Below are 21556 nucleotides of genomic sequence, written 5' to 3'. Positions count from 1 at the left end.
ATATAGTTGATATGCTGGAGGCTCTGCCACGGGAGACGAAGCCTCATGATGCGCGACACATGGTTGGACGAGCCGGACCGCAAAGTGTCCGTGCGCACGCTGTTCGGCATCGATACGGATCTGCAAGTGCCGGCGTTCAGCACGCGCGATCCGCACATTCCGGAAATCGACGAGGCGTATCGCTTCAATCCCGAAGTCACGCTGGCGATTCTCGCGGGTTTCGCGTGCAACCGGCGCGTGATGGTGCAGGGCTTGCACGGCACCGGAAAATCGACTCATATCGAACAGGTGGCGGCGCGCCTCAACTGGCCGTGCATGCGCGTGAATCTGGACGGCCACGTGAGCCGGCTCGATCTCGTCGGGAAAGATGCGATCGTCGTACGCGACGACGTGCAGGTCACCGAGTTTCAGGAAGGTATCGTGCCGTGGGCGCTGCAACGGCCCGTTGCGCTCGTGTTCGACGAATACGACGCCGGCCGCCCCGATGTGATGTTCGTGATCCAGCGCATCCTCGAGCGCGACGGCAGCTTCACGCTGCTCGACCAGAATCGAGTGATTCAGCCGCATCGTTTTTTTCGCCTGTTCGCGACGACCAACACGATCGGCCTCGGCAATTTGAACGGCATGTATCACGGTACGCAGATGCTGAATCACGCGCAGATCGACCGCTGGAACGTGGTCGCGACGCTGAACTATCTGTCGCGCGAAGAAGAGGCGCGCATCGTGCTCGCGCGCGTGCCGCGTCTCGATGACGACGCAGGCCGGGCGCTCGTCGATTCGATGGTGAGCATGGCCGGACTTACGCGGCGCGGCTTCGCCGCGGGCGATCTGTCGACGCTCATGTCGCCGCGCACCGTGATCGACTGGGCCGAGAATTGCGAAGTTTTCCACGACGTGAAGCTCGCGTTGCGCCTAACTTTCCTGAACAAATGCGACGAAGCTGAACGGCCGATCGTCGCCGAATATTTTCAGCGTGCGTTCGGCGAGGAACTGGACACGCCCTCGCAGTGGCATGACGAGTCGGCGAATTGAACGGGCCGCGTGAACTCGCGCGACGCGATGCGCTATGCGCGGCCACCGTGCGGGCTTTGACGGGCGACGAAGCGTTGCACTATCGCGGCGGCAGGTTGTATCGCCATCTGCGGCCGGTGCCGTTGCATGCGCCGCATTTGCGCGGCGAGCGCAGGGACGAAGAGGACTTCGATTCGACACGCGGCGCGGCAGATTCGTCGGCGTTGCGCATCGCGTATTCGGACGCCGCGCTGCATCGGCACATGACGCCCGATGAACCCGTCGAACGCATGGTCTTCGACATGCTCGAGCAGTTGCGTTGCGAAACGCGCGTGCCCGCCGGCATGGAAGGCGTGAGGCGCAACGTACGGCATGGCTTCGATGCGTGGTCGCTCGCGTGCTACGAGGCGGGCTTGCTCGACAGCGATATCGGACTCTTGATCTACACCGTCGCTCAGATGGCCGAATCGCGTCTGTCGGGGCGCGCCGTGCTGGAGGAGACCGAGGGCCTTATCGAAGCCACGCGCGCGGCGCTCGCGCCATCGCTTGGACATGCGCTTGCGGGCATGCGGCGGCATTGCGCGGATCAGCAAGCGTATGCGGTTCATGCGCTCGACATCGCGCGAAAGATAGGCGAAATGGTGCGCGACGTGCGGCACGCGTTCGTCGAAGAAAACGCTTCATCCGATGACGATAACGAACAGGCCGCGCGCACGATGCTCGGCGCGTGGTTCGATATCGACGATGACGAAGGCAGCGTCGAACGGCTCGCGCTTGCTACGAGTGGCGACAGCACCGCGCGTGAGGCATCGGGCGATAACTATCGTGTGTTCACCACGCGCCACGACAGGACCATTCGCCCGGCCGCGCTGATACGCACTGCGTTGTTGCGTGAATATCGCGAGCGCCTCGACGATTTGATCGCCGCGGGGCATATCAACGTGCCGCGTCTTGCGCGCATGTTTCAAGCGGCGATTACCGTGCCGCATCGCGACGGCTGGTCGTTCGGCGAGGAAGAAGGGCGTATCGACGGGCGTCGGCTTGCGCAAGTGGTGGCATCGCCCGATGAGCGGCGCGTCTTCAAACGCGAGCGCGAACGTCCGCATGCGGATTGCGCGGTGAGCTTTCTCATCGATTGCTCGGGCTCCATGAAGGCGAGCATCGAGTCTGTCGCCGTGATGATCGATGTGCTCGTGCGCGCGCTCGGCATGGCGGGCGTCACGACCGAAGTGCTCGGCTTCACGACCGGCGCATGGAACGGCGGCCGCGCGAAGCTCGACTGGCTCGCGAAAGGCCGGCCCAGGTATCCGGGCCGGCTCAACGAAGCGTGCAACATGATCTTCAAGGAAGGCGATGCGAGCTGGCGTGCGGCGCGCGGCGACATTGCTGCGCTATTCAAGGCGGATCTGTTTCGCGAAGGCATCGATGGCGAAGCGGTGGATTGGGCGTGTTCGCGACTCGCCGCGCGTGGCGAAGCGCGGCGCATCGTCGTCGTGATCTCGGATGGCAGCCCGATGGACAGCGCCACCGCGCAGGCCAACGATGCGAACTATCTCGATCAGCATCTGCGCGAAGTCGTCGCGAAGCACGAGGCGGCGCGCATGGTCGAAGTGCTCGGGCTCGGCGTGGGACTCGATCTGAGCCCGTATTATCGGCGTCACTTCGCGGTGGATCTGTCCGTTGCGCCGGATATGACCTTATTCGCGAAGCTCGCTGCATGGCTCGGTGCGCGGCGCAGACACGGCACTTAGCGCGCGTTGTATGTCGTCGAGTTCAAAGAGGCCGATAAAGACGATGCGAGTCTCTTCGACGTTCTTGCATCGCGTCACATGCCATCGCTTGCCGACGACGTGAATCTCCGCGCATGTGCCATCCTGAAGCCGCACGAAACCTTTGGCGCGCAAGAGCCGGTCGCTGAAGGACGCGCATGCGGCCTTGAGTCGTCGCCGGTCGAAGAGGTCATCCGAGCGAAACGTCACGCTGCGCAGATCGGCGGGAAGATGACCCGAAGGCGTGAATGCGCGCGGCGCGATGCGTTCGCGCAATGATGGTTCATCGCTGAAGAAAAGCGTATTCGGCACCTTGCCCCGATCGGCTTCGAACACGATGCGCGTATGAGCGATTTGCAGCGAGCGTGCGCGTACCGTAGTTACATCATCGGCGGAAATCAGATCGGTTTTCGTCAACACGATCGAAGTCGCGCCTTCGATTTGCCGTCGCGCGATATCGCCGATATAGGCATCGGCGAGCGTTGCTTCGATGCGCTCCGCATCCACGGCAACCACGATGCCCTGCAGCCGGAACGCACGATCGAGCATGCCGACCTGCGCGATGCGCACCGGGTCCGACACGCCGCTCGCTTCGATCACGAGCAGATCGGGCCGCAGCTCGCGCGCGCTGATGTCGATCAGCGTCTCCATCAGCTTGCCGCCGATCGAACAGCATACGCAGCCGTTCTCCAGTCCTATCACATCGTCGCTACGCTCGCGAATGAGCGCCGCATCGATATTGATCGAACCGAAATCGTTGACGAGCACGGTGATGCGCCGGCCATCGGTATTGGTCAGGAGCGCGTTGATCATCGTGGTCTTGCCCGCGCCGAGATAGCCGCCGATGACCGCGAGGGGAATCGGCGTCATCATGCGGGCGCCTGATGCACGCGGCCGCCGAGAACGGTGCCCCACACGCGCAGTTGGCCGAGGCGCTCCGCCGGCACTTCGCTGGGATCTTCATCGAGCACGGCGAAATCCGCGAACTTGCCGATCTCGATGCTGCCGATGGCATCGTCCATGCCGATCGTGAAAGCCGCGCCGAGCGTGATCGCGCGCAGTGCGTCGGCAACGCTCAGTCGCTCCGCTTCGCCCAGCACACGTCCGGATGCGGTCTGACGTTGCACCGCGCACCATGCAGTGAAAAGCGGATTGAGTTGCGTGATCGGCGCATCCGAATGCAGGCCGAACGTGATGCCGAGTTCGTTTGCCGTGCCTGCGGAGTCCATGCGATTCGCGCGGTCGGCGCCCATCGTTTGCGTGTAGTGCGCATCGCCCCAATAGTAGATGTGATTCGAGAAGAAGTTCACGCACATGCCGAGTCGGGCGGCGCGCTCGAGTTGTCTTCTGTCGGCCATCTGACAATGCTGCAGCGTATGCCGATGATCCGATCGCGGATGCCGGTCCAGGATAGTTTCGATTGCATTCAACACGAGTTCGGTGGCTTCATCGCCATTCGTGTGGATATGCAGTTGCAGGCCCGCGAGATGGAAAGGCAGGAACGTCTCGACGAACTGCTCCGGCGGAATCAGCCATAAGCCATTGGGCCGTCCGTTCACGTATCCCGGCCAGCGCAGGCGCGCGGTAAAGCCCTGGATCGAACCATCGACGATGAATTTCACCGGACCAAAACGCAGCTTGTCAGAGTTGAGCTTCACGGCTTCCAGCACGCGATCAGGCCCGCCTTCGGGATTGCGCTGCGGCCCGAACGCGGGTACGAGACGAATCGGAAAGCGCACATCGCGCGTGACTTCGACGAGATTGCGCATGCCCTTGTCGGACAGATCATTGAGCAGGTCGGTGGCCGTCGTCACGCCCGCGAGTTGCGCGACCTTGCCGAACGCGCGGATCGCGTCGGGGTTGTCGCTGGCCGATAGCGACAGCTTCGCACCGATCACGCGATACACCGGGAACATTGCCGCGAATTCCTGTAATTCGCCCGTGAGCTGGCCGCTTTCGTCCTTCACGATGCCGTCGACGTCGGTGTCTTCGTCGATGCCGGCGAGTTCGAGCATCGGCGTATTCACGTTCATCAGATGCACGCTCGCATGCAGGATCGCGATGGGGCGCGTCGCCGATACGCGTTCGAGTTGCGTCACCGTAAGACGCTCGCTGCCGAAGAAGATCGGATCGAAGCCCCATGCGAGCAGAGGCGCGTTAGGGTCGTCGAGCTGGCGCTCGGCTTCCTGCAATCGCGCGATCACCGCATCGAGCGATTGCAGGCCGGGCCAGCGCGTGCCGTCGGGTCCGCGGCGCTCGTAATAGCCGACATAGACCGCGCTCCACATCGCGCCTTCCATCAAATGCGAATGGCCTTCGACGAGACCGGGCATCAGCACTTTATCGCTGAAAGTCGTGTCCGGTGCGGCATCGGTCCATTGACGGACGTCGTCGAGCGTGCCGACCGAGAGGATCTTGCCGCCGCGGATCACCACGTGCGTCGCGATTGGCTGGCGCGGATTCATCGTCAGAATCTTGCGTGCCACCAGCACTTTTACTGCGTTGTCGTCGGTTCGAGTCATGAGTCGTTCGAGTGGATCAGGTCAGCGTGAACATGCTTGCGGCCCGCGCTCGGATTGGCGAGAAACACGACGAGCACATTCACCGCGAGACAGATGAGGCCGATATTGATGCCGGCGATATCGACATGGAACACGTACAGCACGACCGCGAGCAACTGACCCACGAGCAGTCCAGATGCAATCGCGCGCGCGGCCACGCGCAGACCGAGCACGATCGCTATCACGCCGGGGAAATACTGCGTGACGCCGTAATACGTCATGTTGATGAGCGTGAGCATGAGGTTGGGCGTCGCGAGCGTCATGCCGATGGAAAGCAGCAGATAGAGCCCGATCACCACCTTGGCGCCGGCCTTCTGGCGCGTCTCCGGCATGTTCGGCAACAGATTGCGCGTCACCACAGGCCCGATCGCGAGACAGATGCCCGCGAGCACGAGCAGCCCCGACAGCGACGCGCCCGCCGCGACGAGGCCCACGAGCCACGGCGGCAACAGATGCACGACGGCAGTGAAGAACGCTTCGTTGGGCGAGGCGAGCGGCACGTTCTGCGCGATCGCGTAATACGACGCGACCACAAGGAACGGGTACATCAGCATGTAGAGCGGCATCACCACTTGCGAGCGGCGAATCGTGTTCGCGCTTTTCGCGGTGAAGAAGTTCTGGATCGCAAAGGGCATCACATAGAAGCCGAGCGACTGGAATAGCATCGTGCTCATCGAGAACGTGAGTTGATGCGCGTTCATCGCGTTCGATACGTGCTGGCTCGCGGCCCTGAACACCGGCTCGACGCCCGCTTCCCACGCAACGGCTATGCCCGTAATGACGATCGCCGCGACCATCAGGATGTCCTTCAGAATGGCGATATACGCCGATGCCCGAACGCCCGCGATTGCGATATACGCGAACGCGAGCAGCGCCGAGATCATGATGAGGAGCACCGGATTCAGGTTCCAGCCGAGGCCCTTGAGCGCGGCGACGAGTCCGGTGAACTGCAACTGGCCCCACGGCAGCAAAAAGATCAGCGCGGAAATCGCGACGATCAGTTCGAGCGGGCGGCTTCCGAAATGTCCCTTGAACAGATCTGGCAGCGTGATTGCGTTATAGCGCTTGCCCGCTTCCCAGATCTTCGGTCCGACGAAATAGCCGATCGGATACGCGAGCAGAATATAGCCGAGAAACCACACGCCATATGTCGGCCCTTTCGCATAGATGCCGCCGGGAAAGCCGACCATCGTGCCGATGCTGTAGATCTCGCCCGCCGCGAGAAAGAACACGAGCCACGCGCCGAACTGACGCGACGCCACGAAGAAGTCGTGCACGCTTTGCGAGCCGCGCCCTTTGCCCGCGCGCAGCGCGAGCCACAACGACAGCGCGATGAAACCCAGAAATACCGTGGAAGCCATGCCGATGTCTCCTTATGCGCCGCGCGCTTCGCGCTGTTCCGTTTTTTTGTCGAACAGCACCCAGCAAAGCTGGAGGCACACCGACGTCAGCACGAACCAGCCGAAAATCCACGCATAAATAAACGGAACGCCGAGCACGTAAAAATCGTTGGACGCAGCCCACGGCAACAAGCCGATGACGCCGACGAATGGCAAACCGATTCCGAGCAGGAACTTGAGCATGGACCACTCCGTATGAAGATTGGCCCGCGCGAGGCATGATTGCGCGAGAGAAAGAAGATTCGGTCCAGTATGACCAGACAAAAATGGCCGGTCGTAGTGCCAGAAGGAACCAATCGCTGGAGCCAGCGACGCGCGCCCATGAAAAGCGACCTGGCACTACCGATGATTCCGGCGTGGCTCTAAGCGGTGCGTGAAGTTCGGTGCAGTATGAGGGTACTTTCCAAGGAGTTATCGGTGGCTACTCTCGATTACGTTGCGCCGTCCCTGCGTGGCGCGTGCGCCCCATACGATCCGCTCTACGACCCGCTCGTCTCGCCTATCGGCCGTCAGGCGATGGACTATGCGCCGACCTACTGGGTTGCGACCGCAGGCGAGCCTCCCGACGACGACGGACCATTGCCCGGCGATGCCGATGTCGATGTGCTGATCGTCGGCGCGGGATTCACGGGCCTGTCCACCGCGCTCTTTCTGGCGCGGGAGCATGGCATCCGCGCGACCGTCGTCGATGCAAACCGCACCGCGTGGGGCTGCACGAGCCGCAACGGCGGGCAAGGGCAGAACGCGAGCGGCCGGCTCTATCGCTCGCAATGGATCGAGCGCTGGGGCAAGCAGACGGCGCTCAAGCTCGACGCGGAAATCCGCGAGGGCTTCGATACTTTCAAGAAACTGATCGGCGAATTCGCGTGCGATCCGCAGCCGGGCGGGCATCTGTATATCGCGCATCGTGCGCGCAAGATGGACTTTCTGACGAACGAATGTAAGGTGATGCGCGATGTCTTCGGCTACGACGCGCGCATGCTGAGCGCGAAGGAAGTCGCGCAATCGTACGTCGACGATCGCGAAAATTGCGGTGCGCTGCTCGAACCCGATGGCATCGGCGTGCATCCGCTCAAGCTCGCGTTCGGTTATATGCGCATGGCGCGATCGCTCGGCGTGAAAATGCATACGAGCACGCCCGTTATCGATGTCGAGACGATTCACGGCGTGCATCACGTGCGCACGCCGCGCGGCGTGATTCGTGCGAAGGCGGTTGCATTCGCGACCGGCGGCTATACGCGCAACGACATGCATCGCACGCTGTCTGCGAAGATCATGCCGATTCTTTCGAACTCGCTCGTCACGCGGCCGCTCACGCAAGAGGAGCTCGAATCGACCAACTTCCGCACGCACCAGGTCATCACCGATACGCGCACGTTGCGTTTCTATTATCGGCTGCTGCCGGACAATCGCGTGCAGATCGGCAGCCGCAGCGCGATCACGGGCGCGGATGCGGCCAACCCGCGGCACATGGATGTGCTCATCGAAGGCCTGCATCGCAAGTTCCCTTCGCTGAAGGGCATACGTATCGATTATTCGTGGTGGGGCTGGGTCGATGTGAGCCACGACATGATGCCGCGCGTCGCGCAGCCCGATCCGCAGCAAAGCATCTTCTATGCGGTCGGTTATGGCGGCAACGGCGTGTCGTTTTCCGCGCATGCGGGGCGGCGCATGGCCGAGCGCGTTGCGGGAAAATGGCAACACAGCCGCGACGATCTGCCGATCTACGACTCCGCGCTCGAGTATCCGAACGTGATGGGCATGGTGCGATGGAAAGGCTTCGCTCCGTTCCGCCGGGTCGGTCAACGATTTCTTTATCACAAGTATCTGGCGCAGGACGAGAAGCGCTGAACCTCGCTGAAACCCTTCTGCAACACACTGAAAATATCGACACATGAGCACTCAAACGAATCAGGATTACATTCGGCTGCTGGAGACATTCAACGATGCGTGGAATCGTCACGACCTCGACGCATTGATGAACTGCATGGCGGAAGAATGCGTCTTTCACGGCGTGGCCGGACCCGATGCGCTGGGCCGCACTTTCAAGGGCCGCGACGAGGTCCGCAAGGGCTTCGCGCTCGCGTGGGAAACCTTCCCCGATGCATCGTGGAAAGAGGGCGAGCATTTCGTGAGCGGCGAGCGCGGCGTATCGGAATCGACGTTTCGCGGCACGAAGGCGGACGGCTCGCGCATCGAGGCCCGCATGGTCGACGTCTTCACGTTCAGCGGCGGCAAGATCGCCGTGAAGAACGCGTATCGCAAGGACCGTCCGGCGCTCTGAAGCGATGTAGAGACGATCCAACGACATGACTCGACTCGCCGGCAACGAACCGGCGAGCGAGCCTCGAATCGATACAAGCAAAGCAGGAGACGACATGCAATCGAACACGGATCAAGGCGATCTCAAGTGTGGCCTCAAACAGCGCCACATGACGATGATCGCGCTGGGCGGCGTCATAGGCGCCGGACTTTTCGTCGGTAGCGGTGTGGTGATCCAGCAGGCCGGGCCTGCCGCGATTCTCTCGTTTCTCATCACGGGCGGCCTCGTGGTGCTCGTCATGCGCATGCTCGGCGAGATGGCCTGCGCGATGCCCACCGTCGGCTCGTTCTATGAATATGCGCGCCTGGCCTTCAGAACGCAGCGCGGGCCGGGCCGTCTCGCGGGCTTTCTGACGGGCTGGATGTACTGGTACTTCTGGGTCATCGTGATCGCGCTGGAAGCGGTCGCGGGCGCGAAGCTCGTGCAGTTCTGGATACCAGATGTGCCATCATGGATCATCAGTCTCGTGCTGCTCGTCGTGCTCACGCTGACCAACCTCATTTCAGTGGGCAGCTATGGCGAGTTCGAGTTCTGGTTCTCGTCGATCAAGGTCGGCGCGATCGTCGTGTTCCTCTTCCTCGGCGGCTTGTACGTATGCGGTTTCTGGCCCGCTGCGATGCACACGACCGATGTTGCCGCGACCTTCCTCGGCCACGGCGGGTTCATGCCCAAAGGCATCGGACCGGTGATGACGGGCGCGGTCGCCGCGACAGGCTTCTACTTCGGCGCGGAGATCGTCACCATCGCGGCAGCCGAAGCGAAGGAGCCCGCGAAGGCCGTTGCGAAGGCGACCAACTCGGTGATCACGCGCGTGCTCGTGTTCTATGTCGGTTCGGTGGCGCTCGTCGTCGCGCTGGTGCCGTGGAATTCGCATCAGATGGCGACGCCTTATGTGAGCGCGCTCGAAGTGATGGGCATGCCCGCAGCGGCCAACGTGATGAACGCGATCGTGCTCACCGCCGTGTTGTCCGCGCTCAATTCGGGCTTGTACGCAGCGTCCCGCATGCTGTTCGCGTTGACGCGTCACGGCGATGCGCCGCTCGGTCTCGCGAAGGTCAACAAGCGCGGCGTGCCGGTGCGCGCCATTCTGCTCGGTACGGTGTTCGGCTACGTGTCAGTGGTGATGTCGTACATATCGCCGGATACGGTGTTCGCGTTTCTCGTCAATTCGTACGGCACGGTGGCCATCTTCGTGTACTTGCTGATCGCGTTCTCGCAACTGCGTCTGCGCGCGCGCATGACGAGCTTCGAAGCGAACGATCTGCGCGTGCGCATGTGGGGATTTCCCTATCTCACATGGCTCGCGATCTTCGGCATGACCGCGATTCTCGTCGCGATGGCCTTCATCCCCGATCAGCGCAAGCCGCTGTGGCTGGGCGTCGCGAGCCTCGGCATTCTGATCGTCGCGTATGTCGTGTTCAAGCGCGGCCGCAAAGAAGAAGAGATCGAAGACGATGCGCATCCGACACGGCATCTGCAAACAGTCGAACGATAAGCACTGACGTGACGCCGGTTTGCTGCGTTGCAAACCGGCCGATTACTCTTTGAACGTCTTCGCCGTTTCTTCGGCGGCCCGCCTGAGATCCGGCTCGAATGTGAGCAATTGATCGAGCGCGACGCGTCCCACCGGCGCTTGAATCGCGATCGCCGCGCACGCGCGATTGCGATCGAGCATCACCGGCACCGCGATCGCAACGAGACCCTGCAAATGCTCCTGGTTATTGATGGCGAGCATGCGGCGGCGCGTCAATGCAAGCTCGCGGCGCAACGCATCGCGGTCGGTGATCGTCCGCTCCGAATACGAACGTAGCGGCAGGCGCTCGATCATGCGCTCGCGCCGCTCCTTCGGCAGAAAACTGAGCAGCAGCTTGCCGCTTGCCGAGCAATGCAAGGGCACATGCGAGCCCGGCTGCAAATGCATGCGCAACGGCCAGCCGGTCTCGACGCGATCGACATAGACGACGTCGTTGCCCGCGAGCATCGTCAGATTGCAGGTTTCGCCGACGCGTGCGACGAGCTGTTCCAAGAGCGCATGACGCGCCGCAGCGGGGCCCGCATGCATGAGCACGTTGATGGCGAGCGTGCGCACGCGCGCCGAGCATTCGTAGAGCTTGTCGCTTGCGCCGCGCGTGACGAGCCATGCGTCCATCAGTTGCACGAGAATGCGATGCACGGTCTGCTTGGGCAGGCCCAATGCATCGACGAGTTCGGTCATCGAAAGCGGGCGATTCGCTTCGGCGAGCGTTTCGAGCACGCGGAACGCGCGCACTGCGGCGGCATTCGATTGGTTCGATGTCACGTTGCCTTGTCTCCCTCTGCATGGTTTGCGTTTCTATTTCATTGTGCGTCGAAAACACCGCTTTTCGGGACTCGTGAAAGTCCCGAAAAGCTGAATTTCCGATGCTCGCGATTTCGCTGCATGCGTTAGTCCATAAAACGGGACCGCGCGATGAACGCGGCTGACTAGATTGGGAAGCATCGCCAATCTTCCAACAGCCGAGGTTTATCGCATGAATCACATGGCAAGCGGCGCAACGCTCGCGCGTCCCGGCGAGCACGCGCCGAACACACCAGAGCCCGATGCGCAGCGTGTAGTCGCCGCGCTCGTCACGCGCGCGCGTGCCGCGCAACGACGCTTCGAACAAGCGGGACAAGAGACGCTCGACATCGCCGCCGCGGCTGCCGCGTGGGCCATCATGGAGCCGCAGCGCAACCGCCAGCTTGCGGAGATGGCCGTGCGCGATACGGGTCTCGGCAACGCCGACGACAAGTTCCACAAGAACCATCGCAAGACGCTAGGGCTGCTGCGCGATCTTCACGGTGTCGCGACGACGGGCGTGACCGCGCGCGACGAGGAGCGCGGCATCGTCGAGATCGCGCGCGCGGTCGGCGTGGTGGCGGCGATCACGCCATCGACGAATCCGGCAGCGACGCCCGCGAACAAGATCATCAACGCGCTCAAGTGCGGCAACGCGGTCATCGTTGCGCCTTCGCCGAAAGGCTATTCGTCGTGCGCGCTGCTCATCGGCTTCATTCACGCGGAGTTCGCGAAGGCGGGCCTCGATCCCGATCTCGTGCAGATGTTGCCGCATCCGATCGGCAAGGCGGCGACCGCCGCGTTGATGCGGCTCGCCGATCTCGTCGTCGCGACCGGGTCGCAGGCCAACGTGCGCATGGCCTATACGAGCGGCACGCCGGCGTTCGGCGTCGGCGCGGGCAATGTCGCATCGATCGTCACGGCGAACGCGAATCCCGATGACGCGGCGCGCAAGATCGCCGTGTCCAAGACGTTCGACAACGCGACGAGTTGCTCGTCGGAAAACAGCGTCGTGATTGAAGACGCGATCTACGCGCGCATGCTCGATGCGTTGACGAAGCAGGGCGGCGTGCTGCTCGACGCGGCGCAGAAGGCGCAATTGCAGGCGGCGATGTGGCAAGACGGCAAACTCTCGGCGCGCTGCACCGCACGCTCGGCGACGGTGATCGCGCGAGAAGCGGGCCTCGACGATATCGCCGCGCGCGAGCCGAAGTTCCTGATGGTCGAAGAGAGCGGCTACGGCGCGGACCATCCGTTCTCCGGCGAGAAGCTCTCGCCGGTGCTCGCGGTCTATCGCGCGCGGGACATCGGCGCGGCCATCGATATCGTGCGCGGCATCTACGGCTACATGGGCGCGGGCCATTCGGTCGGCGTGCACGGCGCGGACGACGCGCTCGCCGTCACGCTCGGCATGCAGTTGCCGGTGGCGCGCGTGATCGTCGATCAGGCGCATTGCCTCGCGACCGGCGGCAACTTCGACAACGGCCTGCCGTTCTCGCTCTCGATGGGCTGCGGAACGTGGGGCGGCAATAACTTCTCGTCGAATCTCGGCTATCGGCAATACCTGAACGTCACGCGCGTCGCGTATCAGATAGCGGAGCGCGTGCCCGAAGTCGACGCGGTGCTCGGCGACTACTTCCGGAGGGTCGGACGATGAGCGCATTGCCGGATCGAATCGTTGCGCCCGATCGCTTGCCGCGCGATGCATCGACGTTGCGTGCGTTGATCGATGCCCGCGCGCAAAGCGCACCCGACAAGCCGTTCCTGTTGTCCGCCGCTCGCGACGACGTATTGACGTTCGGCGCATTGCGCGAGGATTGCATCGAGCTCGAAGCACGCTTCAAGGCGGCGGGCCTTCATCGGGGCGACGTGGTGTCGGTCTTCATGGGCAACGGCATACAGACGGCGCGTCTGCTGCTTGCGACGATGTACAGCGGGCTCGTTGCCAATCCGCTGAATCTACTGTGCCAGCCTTCGCAGGTGAGCTACATCGTCGAGCATTCGGATACGCGCGTGATCTTCGTTGCGGACGATACGCACGACACGATCGTCGATGCGATCGGTGCGTTGCGTCGCGAAGGCATGGATCGCGAGATTGCGGTGGTGCGCACGTCGCCGGGATCGAACGAAGTGCCGGACATCCCGATGCTTTCTGCACGCGTGACGCCGCTCGTGCGCGATGAAACGCCCGGCACGCGGATCGTCGCGAGCGGCGCGTGCGCGATGAATCCCGACGATACCGCGTTGCTCATGTACACATCGGGCACGACGGGCGCGCCCAAAGGCGTGCTGCTGAGTCATCGCAGCCTGCTTGCGAACATGCGCAATATCAGCGCGGAGCATCGCCTTTCCGAAGATGATCGCGTGCTCGTGTCGTTGCCGCTTTATCACATCAACGGTCTCGTCGTCGCGCTCTTGACACCGCTCTGGCACGGCGGCTCGGCGGTGATGACGCCGCGCTTTTCCGCGCGCACGTTCTGGAAGGAGGCATCGTATTCCGGCTGCACGTGGATCAACGTGGTGCCGACCATCGTCGCCTATCTGCTGAATGCCGAAAGCGCGCAAGACTGCGATCTGTCCGCGCTGAAGTTCTGCCGCAGCGCATCGGCGGCGCTGCCGGCCGATCATCATCGCGCATTCGAGGAGCGCTTCGGCATCGGCGTTATAGAAACGATGGGAATGACGGAAACCGCGGCGCCTATGTTCAGTAATCCATATGATATGACGATGAGGAGACTCGGCAGCATCGGTTTGCCATCGGGCGGCGAAGCGAAGATCGTCGATCTCGACGGACGCGAATGCGCGCCCAACGAAACCGGTGAACTCGTGCTGCGCGGCGGACAACTGATGAGCGGCTACTACAAGCGCCCGGAGGAGACGCGCAACGCGTTCACCGCCGACGGCTGGCTGCGCACCGGCGATCTTGGCTATCGCGACGAGGCGGGCTTCTTCTATATCAACGGGCGCGCGAAGGAACTGATCATCAAGGGCGGCGAGAACATCGCGCCGAGGGAGATCGACGAAGCGTTGCTGCGTCATCCAGGCGTGCTCGAAGCTGCCGCGGTCGGTGTGCCCGATGCGGCGTATGGGCAGGACATCGTCGCGTACATCGTGCCGAGCGGCGGCGCAACGTCGCTCGATGTGGCGGCTCTGCGCGCGCACTGCTTGCGCGAACTCGGCCGCTACAAGACGCCGCGTGAATTCCGCTTCACCGATGCATTGCCGCGCGGCCCGTCAGGCAAGGTGCAACGCCTGAAGCTCGTTCAGGATTCGCAGCCCGCGCCTGGATGAACGGACGCGACGGACGCGGATTCATTCACACGACTAGACATTCCACATCAGATGGACTGAAGGAGACACTGTGAACAAGCATCGTCAGCGCGTGAAGACGCGCCATATCATTCTCGGCGTAATGTGCCTGATGTACTTCATCTCGTACATCGACAGGGTGAACATCGCCGTGGCCGGGCCGTTGATCCGGCAGGAGATGGGTCTCACGTCCGTGCAACTCGGGCTCGTGTTCTCCGCGTTTGCGTACCCGTATGCGGTGATGCAGATCGTCGGTGGATGGCTCGCCGATCGCTTCGGCCCGAAGCTTGTCTTGACCGTGCTCTCGCTCATCTGGGGCGCGGCGACGCTTGCGACAGGCTTCGCGGGCAGCATCGGCATGCTGGTGCTGTTGCGTCTTGCGCTCGGCATCGGCGAGGGCGGCGCGTTTCCGACTGCGACGCGCGCCTTCACGTTCTGGATGCCGGTGCACGAACGCGGCTTCGCCCAAGGCATCACGCATAGCTTCGCACGGCTGGGCGGCGCGGTGACGCCGCCGCTCGTGCTCGCGGTGGTCGCGGCGAGCGGCTGGCGCGAGGCGTTCATTCTGCTCGGTATCGCGAGCCTTGCATGGACGGTGCTGTATCTCTTCGTCTTCACCAATTCACCCGATGAGAACCGCCGCGTGACACCCGAGGAGACCGCTGAAATCGGCTATCGCGCGGGCGAATGCGCGCGTGCGAGAAAGAACCCGACGCCGTGGCGCAAGCTGATTCGTCGCATGTGGCTCGTGACGTTCGTCGACTTCTGCTATGGATGGCTGCTGTGGGTATATCTGACGTGGCTGCCTTCATATCTGAAGGAATCGCGCGGTTTCGATCTCAAGCATCTCGCGCTCTTCACCGCGTTGCCGCTGCTCGCGGGCGTGATCGGCGATACGCTCGGCGGCGTGCTATCGGATCGCATTTACAAGATGACGGGACGGCTGCGTCTCGCGCGATGCAGCATTCTAGTCGTCGGCATGGGCGGCTCGCTCGCGTTCCTGATACCAATGGTCAATGCGCCGAGCCCGATTGCAGCGGTGTGGTTTCTGACGGGATCGTTCTTCTTCCTCGAGATCACGAACCCCGTGTTGTGGACCTTGCCGCTCGATATCGCGGGCAAATATGCAGGCACGGCAGGCGGCATGATGAACACGGGCTTCGGTCTCGCGGGCATGGCGTCGCCGGTGGCGTTCGGCTATCTGATTCAGGAGACGGGCAGCTACAACGTGCCGTTCACGATCTCGGCGGGATTGCTTGCGGTCGGCGCGTTCGCGGCGCTATTCATCGATACGAGCAAGACGGTCGAAGCCGATGAGGCGCGCGAAGCGCAGCGTCGCGATGAAATGGGCGTGCCGGCTTTCGCGGGCGGGGCCGGACAGTGACATGAGTAGCGCGGTCTGCACGCCGGCGAACGGTCCGACGAATTATTTCGTTTCGGCAAAGTCCCTCTGTTACGCTCCGGTCGTCTTTTGAATGGCGACGATAAGATGAGCCTGGAGCATGACATCAGGGAGCGGGCGATGTCGCTTGCCGCCGCTGCCCAAGCGGCGGCGCAGCGAGGCGACCGTGACGAGGCGCTCGCATTGTGGCGCGAGACGATCGATCTCGAACCGCACGAAGTTCATTACGCGATTGCATCGACGAACGATCTGGCCGGCATGGGCGAGCCGTCGCTCGCACTCGATGTATGCGCGCAATGGATCGCGAAGAATCCCGACAACGCGATGATTCGCGTTCAGCGCGGCGTCATCTATTTGAACAGCTGCTCGGATCGCGATAACGCAATCGAGTGCTTTGCCGAAGCACTTTTCATCGATCCGGACAATCATGAGGCGCACGCAGCGCTCGCGCAGATTTATCTGTTCGGCGGTCAGCCGGAGTTGATGCGCTTTCATGCGAAGCAGGCGCTCATCAGGGCCGACGCCAGGCGCGCGCTGCACCTTCGCGGCCGATTTCTCTCGGATCATGCAGCGGTCATCGAACAGGCAAGCGCGATGCTCGCGACCACACCCGGCGATGCCGACATCTGGATGATGCTCGGCAAGGCGCTCTACATGCTGTGCCGTTTCGATGAAGCGCGGGATGCGTTCAGGCGTGTCGCGGAGAGCGAGCCGTCCAGGATGGATGCCATCGGCGCTCTGGGCGATACGCTCATCCTGCTCGGACGCGAGGACGAGGGCTGGCGCATGCTCGAAGGACTGGCGCGCGATGAGTACGTGCTGACGTTCTATCCGGACATCGCGCCGTATCTCGCGAAGAAGTGGCGCGGCGAAGCGCTGCACGGCAAGCGGGTTCTCGTCGCTTACCATGCGGGCATCGGCGACAATCTGATGCTCGCGCGATACGCGAAGCGACTTGCGGATGCGGGCGCGTCGGTCCACTTCGTGTGTCGGCCGGAATTGCACCGGCTGTTTCGGGATCTCGACGGCGCGCAGAGTGTCGCGTCCGGCTGGCGGACGGACGAGCTCGCTCAATTCGATTACTGGGTGTTGGATTATCTGTTGCCCGCCTACATGGGCAGGGCGGGCATGTCCGGCGCTGAGCACGGATACGTCCGCACGCCGCGCGAGGCGCGCTCGCGCTGGGACGGGTACATGCAGCCTTATCGCGACAAGCTGAAGGTGGGGCTGTGCTGGTTCAGCGGGCCGCACAACTTCAGCGGCATCGACCGGTTCGTGCCGGCGCGCGCGTTGAAGCCGCTGTCCGCGATCGAAGGTGTCGAATGGTTCGTTTTGCAGAAGAATCAAGCGAACGCGCATTTGGAGCGGCAATCGGGCATCCGCGCGCACGATCTGTCATCGCAATGGAGTGACTTCGCCGATACGGCCGGCCTCGTCGATCATCTCGATCTCGTGATTTCCGTGGATTCGTCGCCGTTGCATCTGGCCGGCGCGCTAGGCAAGCGGGCCTGGGCGATACTTCCCGCCGCGCCGGAATGGCGTTGGGGACGGCAAGGCGAGCGGACGGAGTGGTATCCGGAGATGCGCTTGTATCGACAGGCGCGCTTGCATGAGTGGGAGCCGGTCATCGCGCGGATCGGGAATGATCTGCGCGAGCTGATTGGCCGCCGGTAGAGTACGCGAGACGCGCGCTCAGATCTTCCCTTCGCGCACGCGCCGCTCCAGCCTGAAAACGCCAGGCGGAACGAAGTACGTCCCGAAGCGCACGAGACCCGCGCGCTTCAAATGACACGTCATCTCGAAGCTCACCTGCAAGCCCGGTTCGGGCGTGCTGACCATTTCCACGTCGATCGCCCGGATGCGCGGTTCGTACTTCAGGAGCGTCGTTCCATCTGTTCCTTGAGCGCCTGTGACGACGCGGGCAGCGCCTTGTAGATGTTGGTCAGATCGGGCAGCCCGTAGTCGGGCAGGTGCTTGAGCGCGCCAGCCCGCGTGTTCAGGATGCGCCGCACGTTTTGCTGCACGCTCAGGACTTCGAGCGTGCGGTCGTCGAAGTCGCTGAGCGGCTCGCCGTCGATCTGGCCGAGCAGCATTTCGTAGAGGGATGGACCAGCTGGCATCGTCGCTCGCTTCAGACGGCTGCTTGCACGGGTTCGCCGCGATCGATGAACTCGATCGTCAGATTACCTTCCTCGGATTGCGCGAGACGAATCTCCGCGGGCGCTGCGCCGCTCGCCATGCGCGTGAGCAGTTCGCGCGAGACCGTGGGCAGGATGCGCTGATCGAGGAATGCGTCGATGTTGCGCGCACCCGAATCGCGCGACAGGCACATCTCGGCGAGCGATGCGATCAGCGACTCGTCGCACACGAGCGTCACGTCATGCTGACGCTTCAGGCGAGCCGCGATCTTCGCGATCTTCAGCCGCACGATGCTGCCGAGCGCGCTCACGTCGAGCGGTCGATAGACGAGCGTCTGGAAGCGCGCGAGCAGCGCAGGCTGGAAGTGCTTGACGAGCGGATCATGAATGGCGTCGAGCAGCGCGGCGTGCGCGATGTCGGGCGTATCGGTCGTCGCATCGTGAATTTGTTCGCTGCCGAGGTTCGACGTCATCAGGATCACGCAGTTGCGGAAGTCGATCTCGCGGCCCTCGCCATCGCGCATCGAGCCGCGGTCGAAGACCTGGTAGAACATGTCGAGCACGTCACGATGCGCCTTCTCCACTTCATCGAGCAGGACGACGCTGTAGGGGCGCTGGCGCACGGCTTCGGTGAGAATGCCGCCGCGCCCGTAACCGACATAACCCGGGGGCGAGCCCTTCAACTGCGATACTGTGTGCGCTTCCTGATACTCCGACATGTTGATCGTCGTGAGCGCAGCTTCGCCGCCGAAGAGCACGTCGGCGAGCGCGAGCGCGGTCTCGGTCTTGCCGACGCCCGATGTCCCCGTCAGCAGGAAGACGCCGAGCGGCGCATGCTCGCTCTTGAGTCCCGCTTTCGCGGTGCGCAGGCTTTGCGCAAGCATGCCGAGCGCGTCGTCTTGCGCGACCACGCGCTTTTGCAACTGGTCCTCGAGCGTGAGCAAGTTCAGCAGTTCGTCTTCTAGAAGATTGCCGACCGGCACACCGGTCCATTCGGCGACCACGCGCGCGATGGCTTGCGCATCGACATCGGCGAAGATCAGCGGCGTCTTGCCTTGTGCTTCGGCGAGCGCGCTCTTGGCGGCGGCGAAGGCGCGGGCGTTGGGCTTCGTCGCGCCGTCGCCGCGTTGTTCGAGCAGCGTGCGGACCAGAGACAGCTCATGCTCATAGCGCGCTTCGATCTCCGCGAGTTCCTGCTTTGCCTGTGCGATCGCGGTTTCGAGCGCGTCGCGGCGTGTGGCCACATCGTCGATGCCCGCGCGCTCGTCCGCATCGATGGTCGAGCGTTCGAGCTCCAGCGCCGCTACGCCCGCGCGGGCGCGCTGCAACTCGGCGGGCGGCGTATCGAGACCCATGCGCACGCGCGCGGCGGCCGTATCGATCAGATCGACGGCCTTGTCCGGCAACTGGCGCGCGGGGATGTAACGGCGCGAGAGCCTGACCGCCGCGACGAGCGCTTCGTCGCGGATATGCACGTTGTGATGCTTCGCGTAGCGCGTCGCGAGGCCGCGCAGCATCAGGCAGGCGGCATCGTCGTCGGGCTCCTCGACCTTGACCATCTGGAAGCGCCGCTCCAGCGCCGCGTCGCGCTCGAAGTATTCCTTGTATTCCGTCCACGTCGTCGCGGCGATCGTGCGCAGTTCGCCGCGCGCGAGGGCCGGCTTCAACAGATTGGCCGCATCGGAACCTCCGGCCGAGTTGCCCGCGCCGATCAGCGTGTGCGCTTCGTCGATGAAGAGCACGATCGGCGTCGCCGATGCCTTTACTTCGTCGATCACGTTCTTCAGACGCTGCTCGAACTCGCCCTTCACGCCCGCGCCGGCTTGCAGTAGACCGAGATCGAGCGTGAGGATGCGCACGTCGCGCAACAGCGACGGCACCGTGCCTTGCGCGATACGCAGCGCGAGCCCTTCGACGAGCGCCGTCTTGCCGACGCCCGGCTCGCCGACGAGGATCGGGTTGTTCTTGCGGCGGCGCACGAGCACGTCGATCATCTGCTGGATTTCGCGATCGCGGCCGAACACCGGATCGATCTCGCCGCGACGCGCTTTGTCCGTCAGATTGATGGCGAAGCGTTCGAGTGCCTCGCCTTCGGTCGAGCGTGGCGTGGGTTGAGCGGCCGCTTTCGTTTCGGATGACGGAGTGCTTGCTTCATCGGCTTCATCGTCTTCCTGCTCGGGCGCGTTCTCGCACGATGCGCGTCCGAGCCGCGGCGTCAGACGTTCGATCTGCGCGCCGGACAGCGAGAAAAGCGGCCATGCGTCTTGCGTGCGCATCACATGCGGCGCGGCGATGATTGCCCGCAGCAGATGCGCCGAGCGGATCGTGCCTTCGATATCCTCGCGCGAGGCGAGATTCCACGCATCCTGCAGCACGCTCGCGAGCTGGATGGACAGCGACGGCATGCCACGCAGATTGCGCGGCAGACGATCGATCGCGGCGAGCAGCGCGTTCCAGATCGCATCCACGTCGATTTCATAGTGACGCAGGATCGCCGGAATATCTCCTTCGTCCGCTTCGATCAGCTTCAGCAGCCAATGCTCGACCGTGATTTCATCGGAAAGGCGCGTCTGGCACAGGCTCGCGGCCGCTTCGAGCGTGCGGGCGCAGTGCGGATTGAGCCGGCGAAGCAGATGAGTGGAATCGCGCATTGTCATATGAAGTCCGGTGACGAGGGAATGAAAGAGGGCGTGCGGGGCTGTTGAAATCGCAGAAGAAAAAGCCAGCCCGCGAGGCGGACTGGCTTCGACGACTCACGTCGTCATGAGGCGCTTACGCGCGCTCGTTCCACGTGTCCTTGTGGATGATGTTGCCGTCCTTGTACGACCAGGTGATCTGTTCGTAGCGCAGTTCGACTTCTTCCAGATGGTTGTGCTTCTCGTAATCCGGATTCTTGATGTCGAGCATCTTCGGACGCACGGCGACGACCTTGACGTTGTCGAGCTTGGTGTTGAAGTATTCCTTCTCCTTGCCCGCGTCGTCGATCTTGTACCACTTGATCTCGACGGACTTGAGCGTCTGACCGCTCGTCACTGCCTTGTACAGGTACGGCGTCGATGCGTCGGTTTCCTTGGTCAGCGTGACCGGCGCGTGCACGCGCGTGCCGGTCAGCTTGCCCGTGTTGCCATCGGTCGGGATGTGCACGCCGTGGTCGAACGCGACCATTTCGACGCTGCCTTCGCGGCCTTGCACCGTGACGGAACCCTTGATGTCCGCGCCGCCGTCATCCTTGAGCCACATGTATGCAGGAATTGCCATTTACTACTCCTCTTTGGTACTGCCAAGCAATGCCCAGGAAAATCCCTGAGCGACAAGATCCCGGAGAG

16 protein-coding genes and 1 pseudogene are annotated in these 21556 nt (G+C 62.9%); 9 read left to right on the top strand and 8 right to left on the bottom strand.

Annotated elements, in window-relative coordinates; all coding sequences use genetic code 11:
- Window positions 1–45 precede the first annotated feature (45 nt).
- Together NCS28_RS30185 and NCS28_RS30180 are read left to right on the top strand one after the other, a co-directional pair.
- Window positions 46–1032 carry an AAA family ATPase gene (locus NCS28_RS30185; RefSeq protein ID WP_250517457.1) on the top strand — a complete coding sequence of 329 codons (987 nt, stop codon included), beginning with the start codon at window positions 46–48 and terminating at the stop codon, window positions 1030–1032.
- Window positions 1029–2762: a cobaltochelatase CobT-related protein gene (locus NCS28_RS30180; RefSeq protein ID WP_250517456.1), complete on the top strand. Its 1734-nt coding sequence runs from the start codon at window positions 1029–1031 to the stop codon at window positions 2760–2762. Before NCS28_RS30185 ends, NCS28_RS30180 begins: the two co-directional genes overlap by 4 nt.
- Here the strand turns inward: NCS28_RS30180 and NCS28_RS30175 are convergent.
- Genes NCS28_RS30175 through NCS28_RS30160 form a run of 4 tightly spaced genes read right to left on the bottom strand, consistent with a single transcriptional unit; the run spans window position 2709 to window position 6924 of the window.
- Complete coding sequence (locus NCS28_RS30175; RefSeq protein ID WP_250517455.1) at window positions 2709–3653, bottom strand: CobW family GTP-binding protein; 945 nt, start codon at window positions 3651–3653, stop codon at window positions 2709–2711. The genes NCS28_RS30180 and NCS28_RS30175 overlap by 54 nt on opposite strands.
- Window positions 3650–5302, bottom strand: coding sequence for an amidohydrolase (locus NCS28_RS30170; RefSeq protein WP_250517454.1), 1653 nt, complete (start codon window positions 5300–5302; stop codon window positions 3650–3652). The genes NCS28_RS30175 and NCS28_RS30170 overlap by 4 nt, the downstream gene beginning before the upstream one ends.
- On the bottom strand, window positions 5299–6702 hold the full coding sequence (locus tag NCS28_RS30165; RefSeq protein WP_250517453.1) for a sodium:solute symporter family protein: 1404 nt from the start codon (window positions 6700–6702) through the stop codon (window positions 5299–5301). The genes NCS28_RS30170 and NCS28_RS30165 overlap by 4 nt, the downstream gene beginning before the upstream one ends.
- 12 nt (window positions 6703–6714) lie before the next feature.
- Window positions 6715–6924 carry a DUF3311 domain-containing protein gene (locus NCS28_RS30160; RefSeq protein ID WP_250517452.1) on the bottom strand — a complete coding sequence of 70 codons (210 nt, stop codon included), beginning with the start codon at window positions 6922–6924 and terminating at the stop codon, window positions 6715–6717.
- Between the two features lie 234 nt (window positions 6925–7158).
- On the opposite strand from NCS28_RS30160, the gene NCS28_RS30155 reads away from it, so the two are divergent.
- The 3 genes from NCS28_RS30155 (at window position 7159) to NCS28_RS30145 (ending at window position 10559) form a co-directional block, all read left to right on the top strand.
- Window positions 7159–8592, top strand: a complete 1434-nt coding sequence (locus NCS28_RS30155) for an NAD(P)/FAD-dependent oxidoreductase (protein WP_250517451.1) — start codon at window positions 7159–7161, stop codon at window positions 8590–8592.
- 43 nt (window positions 8593–8635) lie between these two features.
- Window positions 8636–9025 carry a nuclear transport factor 2 family protein gene (locus NCS28_RS30150; RefSeq protein ID WP_250517450.1) on the top strand — a complete coding sequence of 130 codons (390 nt, stop codon included), beginning with the start codon at window positions 8636–8638 and terminating at the stop codon, window positions 9023–9025.
- Between the two features lie 94 nt (window positions 9026–9119).
- Window positions 9120–10559: an amino acid permease gene (locus NCS28_RS30145; RefSeq protein ID WP_250517449.1), complete on the top strand. Its 1440-nt coding sequence runs from the start codon at window positions 9120–9122 to the stop codon at window positions 10557–10559.
- Window positions 10560–10601: 42 nt separating this feature from the next.
- Here NCS28_RS30145 and NCS28_RS30140 read toward each other — a convergent pair whose 3' ends face one another.
- Window positions 10602–11363: an IclR family transcriptional regulator gene (locus tag NCS28_RS30140; protein ID WP_250517448.1), complete on the bottom strand. Its 762-nt coding sequence runs from the start codon at window positions 11361–11363 to the stop codon at window positions 10602–10604.
- Between the two features lie 211 nt (window positions 11364–11574).
- On the opposite strand from NCS28_RS30140, the gene sauS reads away from it, so the two are divergent.
- The 4 genes from sauS (at window position 11575) to NCS28_RS30120 (ending at window position 17766) form a co-directional block, all read left to right on the top strand.
- Entirely contained in the window at window positions 11575–13038 is a 1464-nt protein-coding gene (gene sauS, locus NCS28_RS30135; protein WP_250517447.1) for an acylating sulfoacetaldehyde dehydrogenase, read from the top strand.
- Entirely contained in the window at window positions 13035–14672 is a 1638-nt protein-coding gene (locus NCS28_RS30130) for an AMP-binding protein (RefSeq protein WP_250517446.1), read from the top strand. The genes sauS and NCS28_RS30130 overlap by 4 nt, the downstream gene beginning before the upstream one ends.
- A gap of 70 nt (window positions 14673–14742) precedes the next feature.
- Window positions 14743–16074 carry an MFS transporter gene (locus tag NCS28_RS30125; RefSeq protein ID WP_350029831.1) on the top strand — a complete coding sequence of 444 codons (1332 nt, stop codon included), beginning with the start codon at window positions 14743–14745 and terminating at the stop codon, window positions 16072–16074.
- Between the two features lie 105 nt (window positions 16075–16179).
- Window positions 16180–17766 (top strand): tetratricopeptide repeat protein, encoded by a 1587-nt coding sequence (locus NCS28_RS30120; protein ID WP_250517445.1) that lies wholly within the window; start codon window positions 16180–16182, stop codon window positions 17764–17766.
- 18 nt (window positions 17767–17784) lie between these two features.
- Here the strand turns inward: NCS28_RS30120 and tssE are convergent.
- The 3 genes and pseudogenes from tssE to NCS28_RS30105 form a co-directional block, all read right to left on the bottom strand.
- A pseudogene (tssE, locus tag NCS28_RS30115) lies at window positions 17785–18212 on the bottom strand (type VI secretion system baseplate subunit TssE).
- Window positions 18213–18223: 11 nt separating this feature from the next.
- Window positions 18224–20887 carry a type VI secretion system ATPase TssH gene (gene tssH / locus NCS28_RS30110; RefSeq protein WP_250517444.1) on the bottom strand — a complete coding sequence of 888 codons (2664 nt, stop codon included), beginning with the start codon at window positions 20885–20887 and terminating at the stop codon, window positions 18224–18226.
- Between the two features lie 115 nt (window positions 20888–21002).
- Window positions 21003–21488, bottom strand: a complete 486-nt coding sequence (locus tag NCS28_RS30105) for an Hcp family type VI secretion system effector (protein WP_250490799.1) — start codon at window positions 21486–21488, stop codon at window positions 21003–21005.
- Between the last annotated feature and the right edge of the window lie 68 nt (window positions 21489–21556).

It is taken from the genome of Caballeronia sp. INDeC2, from assembly GCF_023631325.1.
Classification (GTDB): domain Bacteria; phylum Pseudomonadota; class Gammaproteobacteria; order Burkholderiales; family Burkholderiaceae; genus Caballeronia.
The sequence above is the reverse complement of the archived record's forward strand: the minus strand, read 5'-3'. Positions and strand labels throughout refer to the sequence as shown.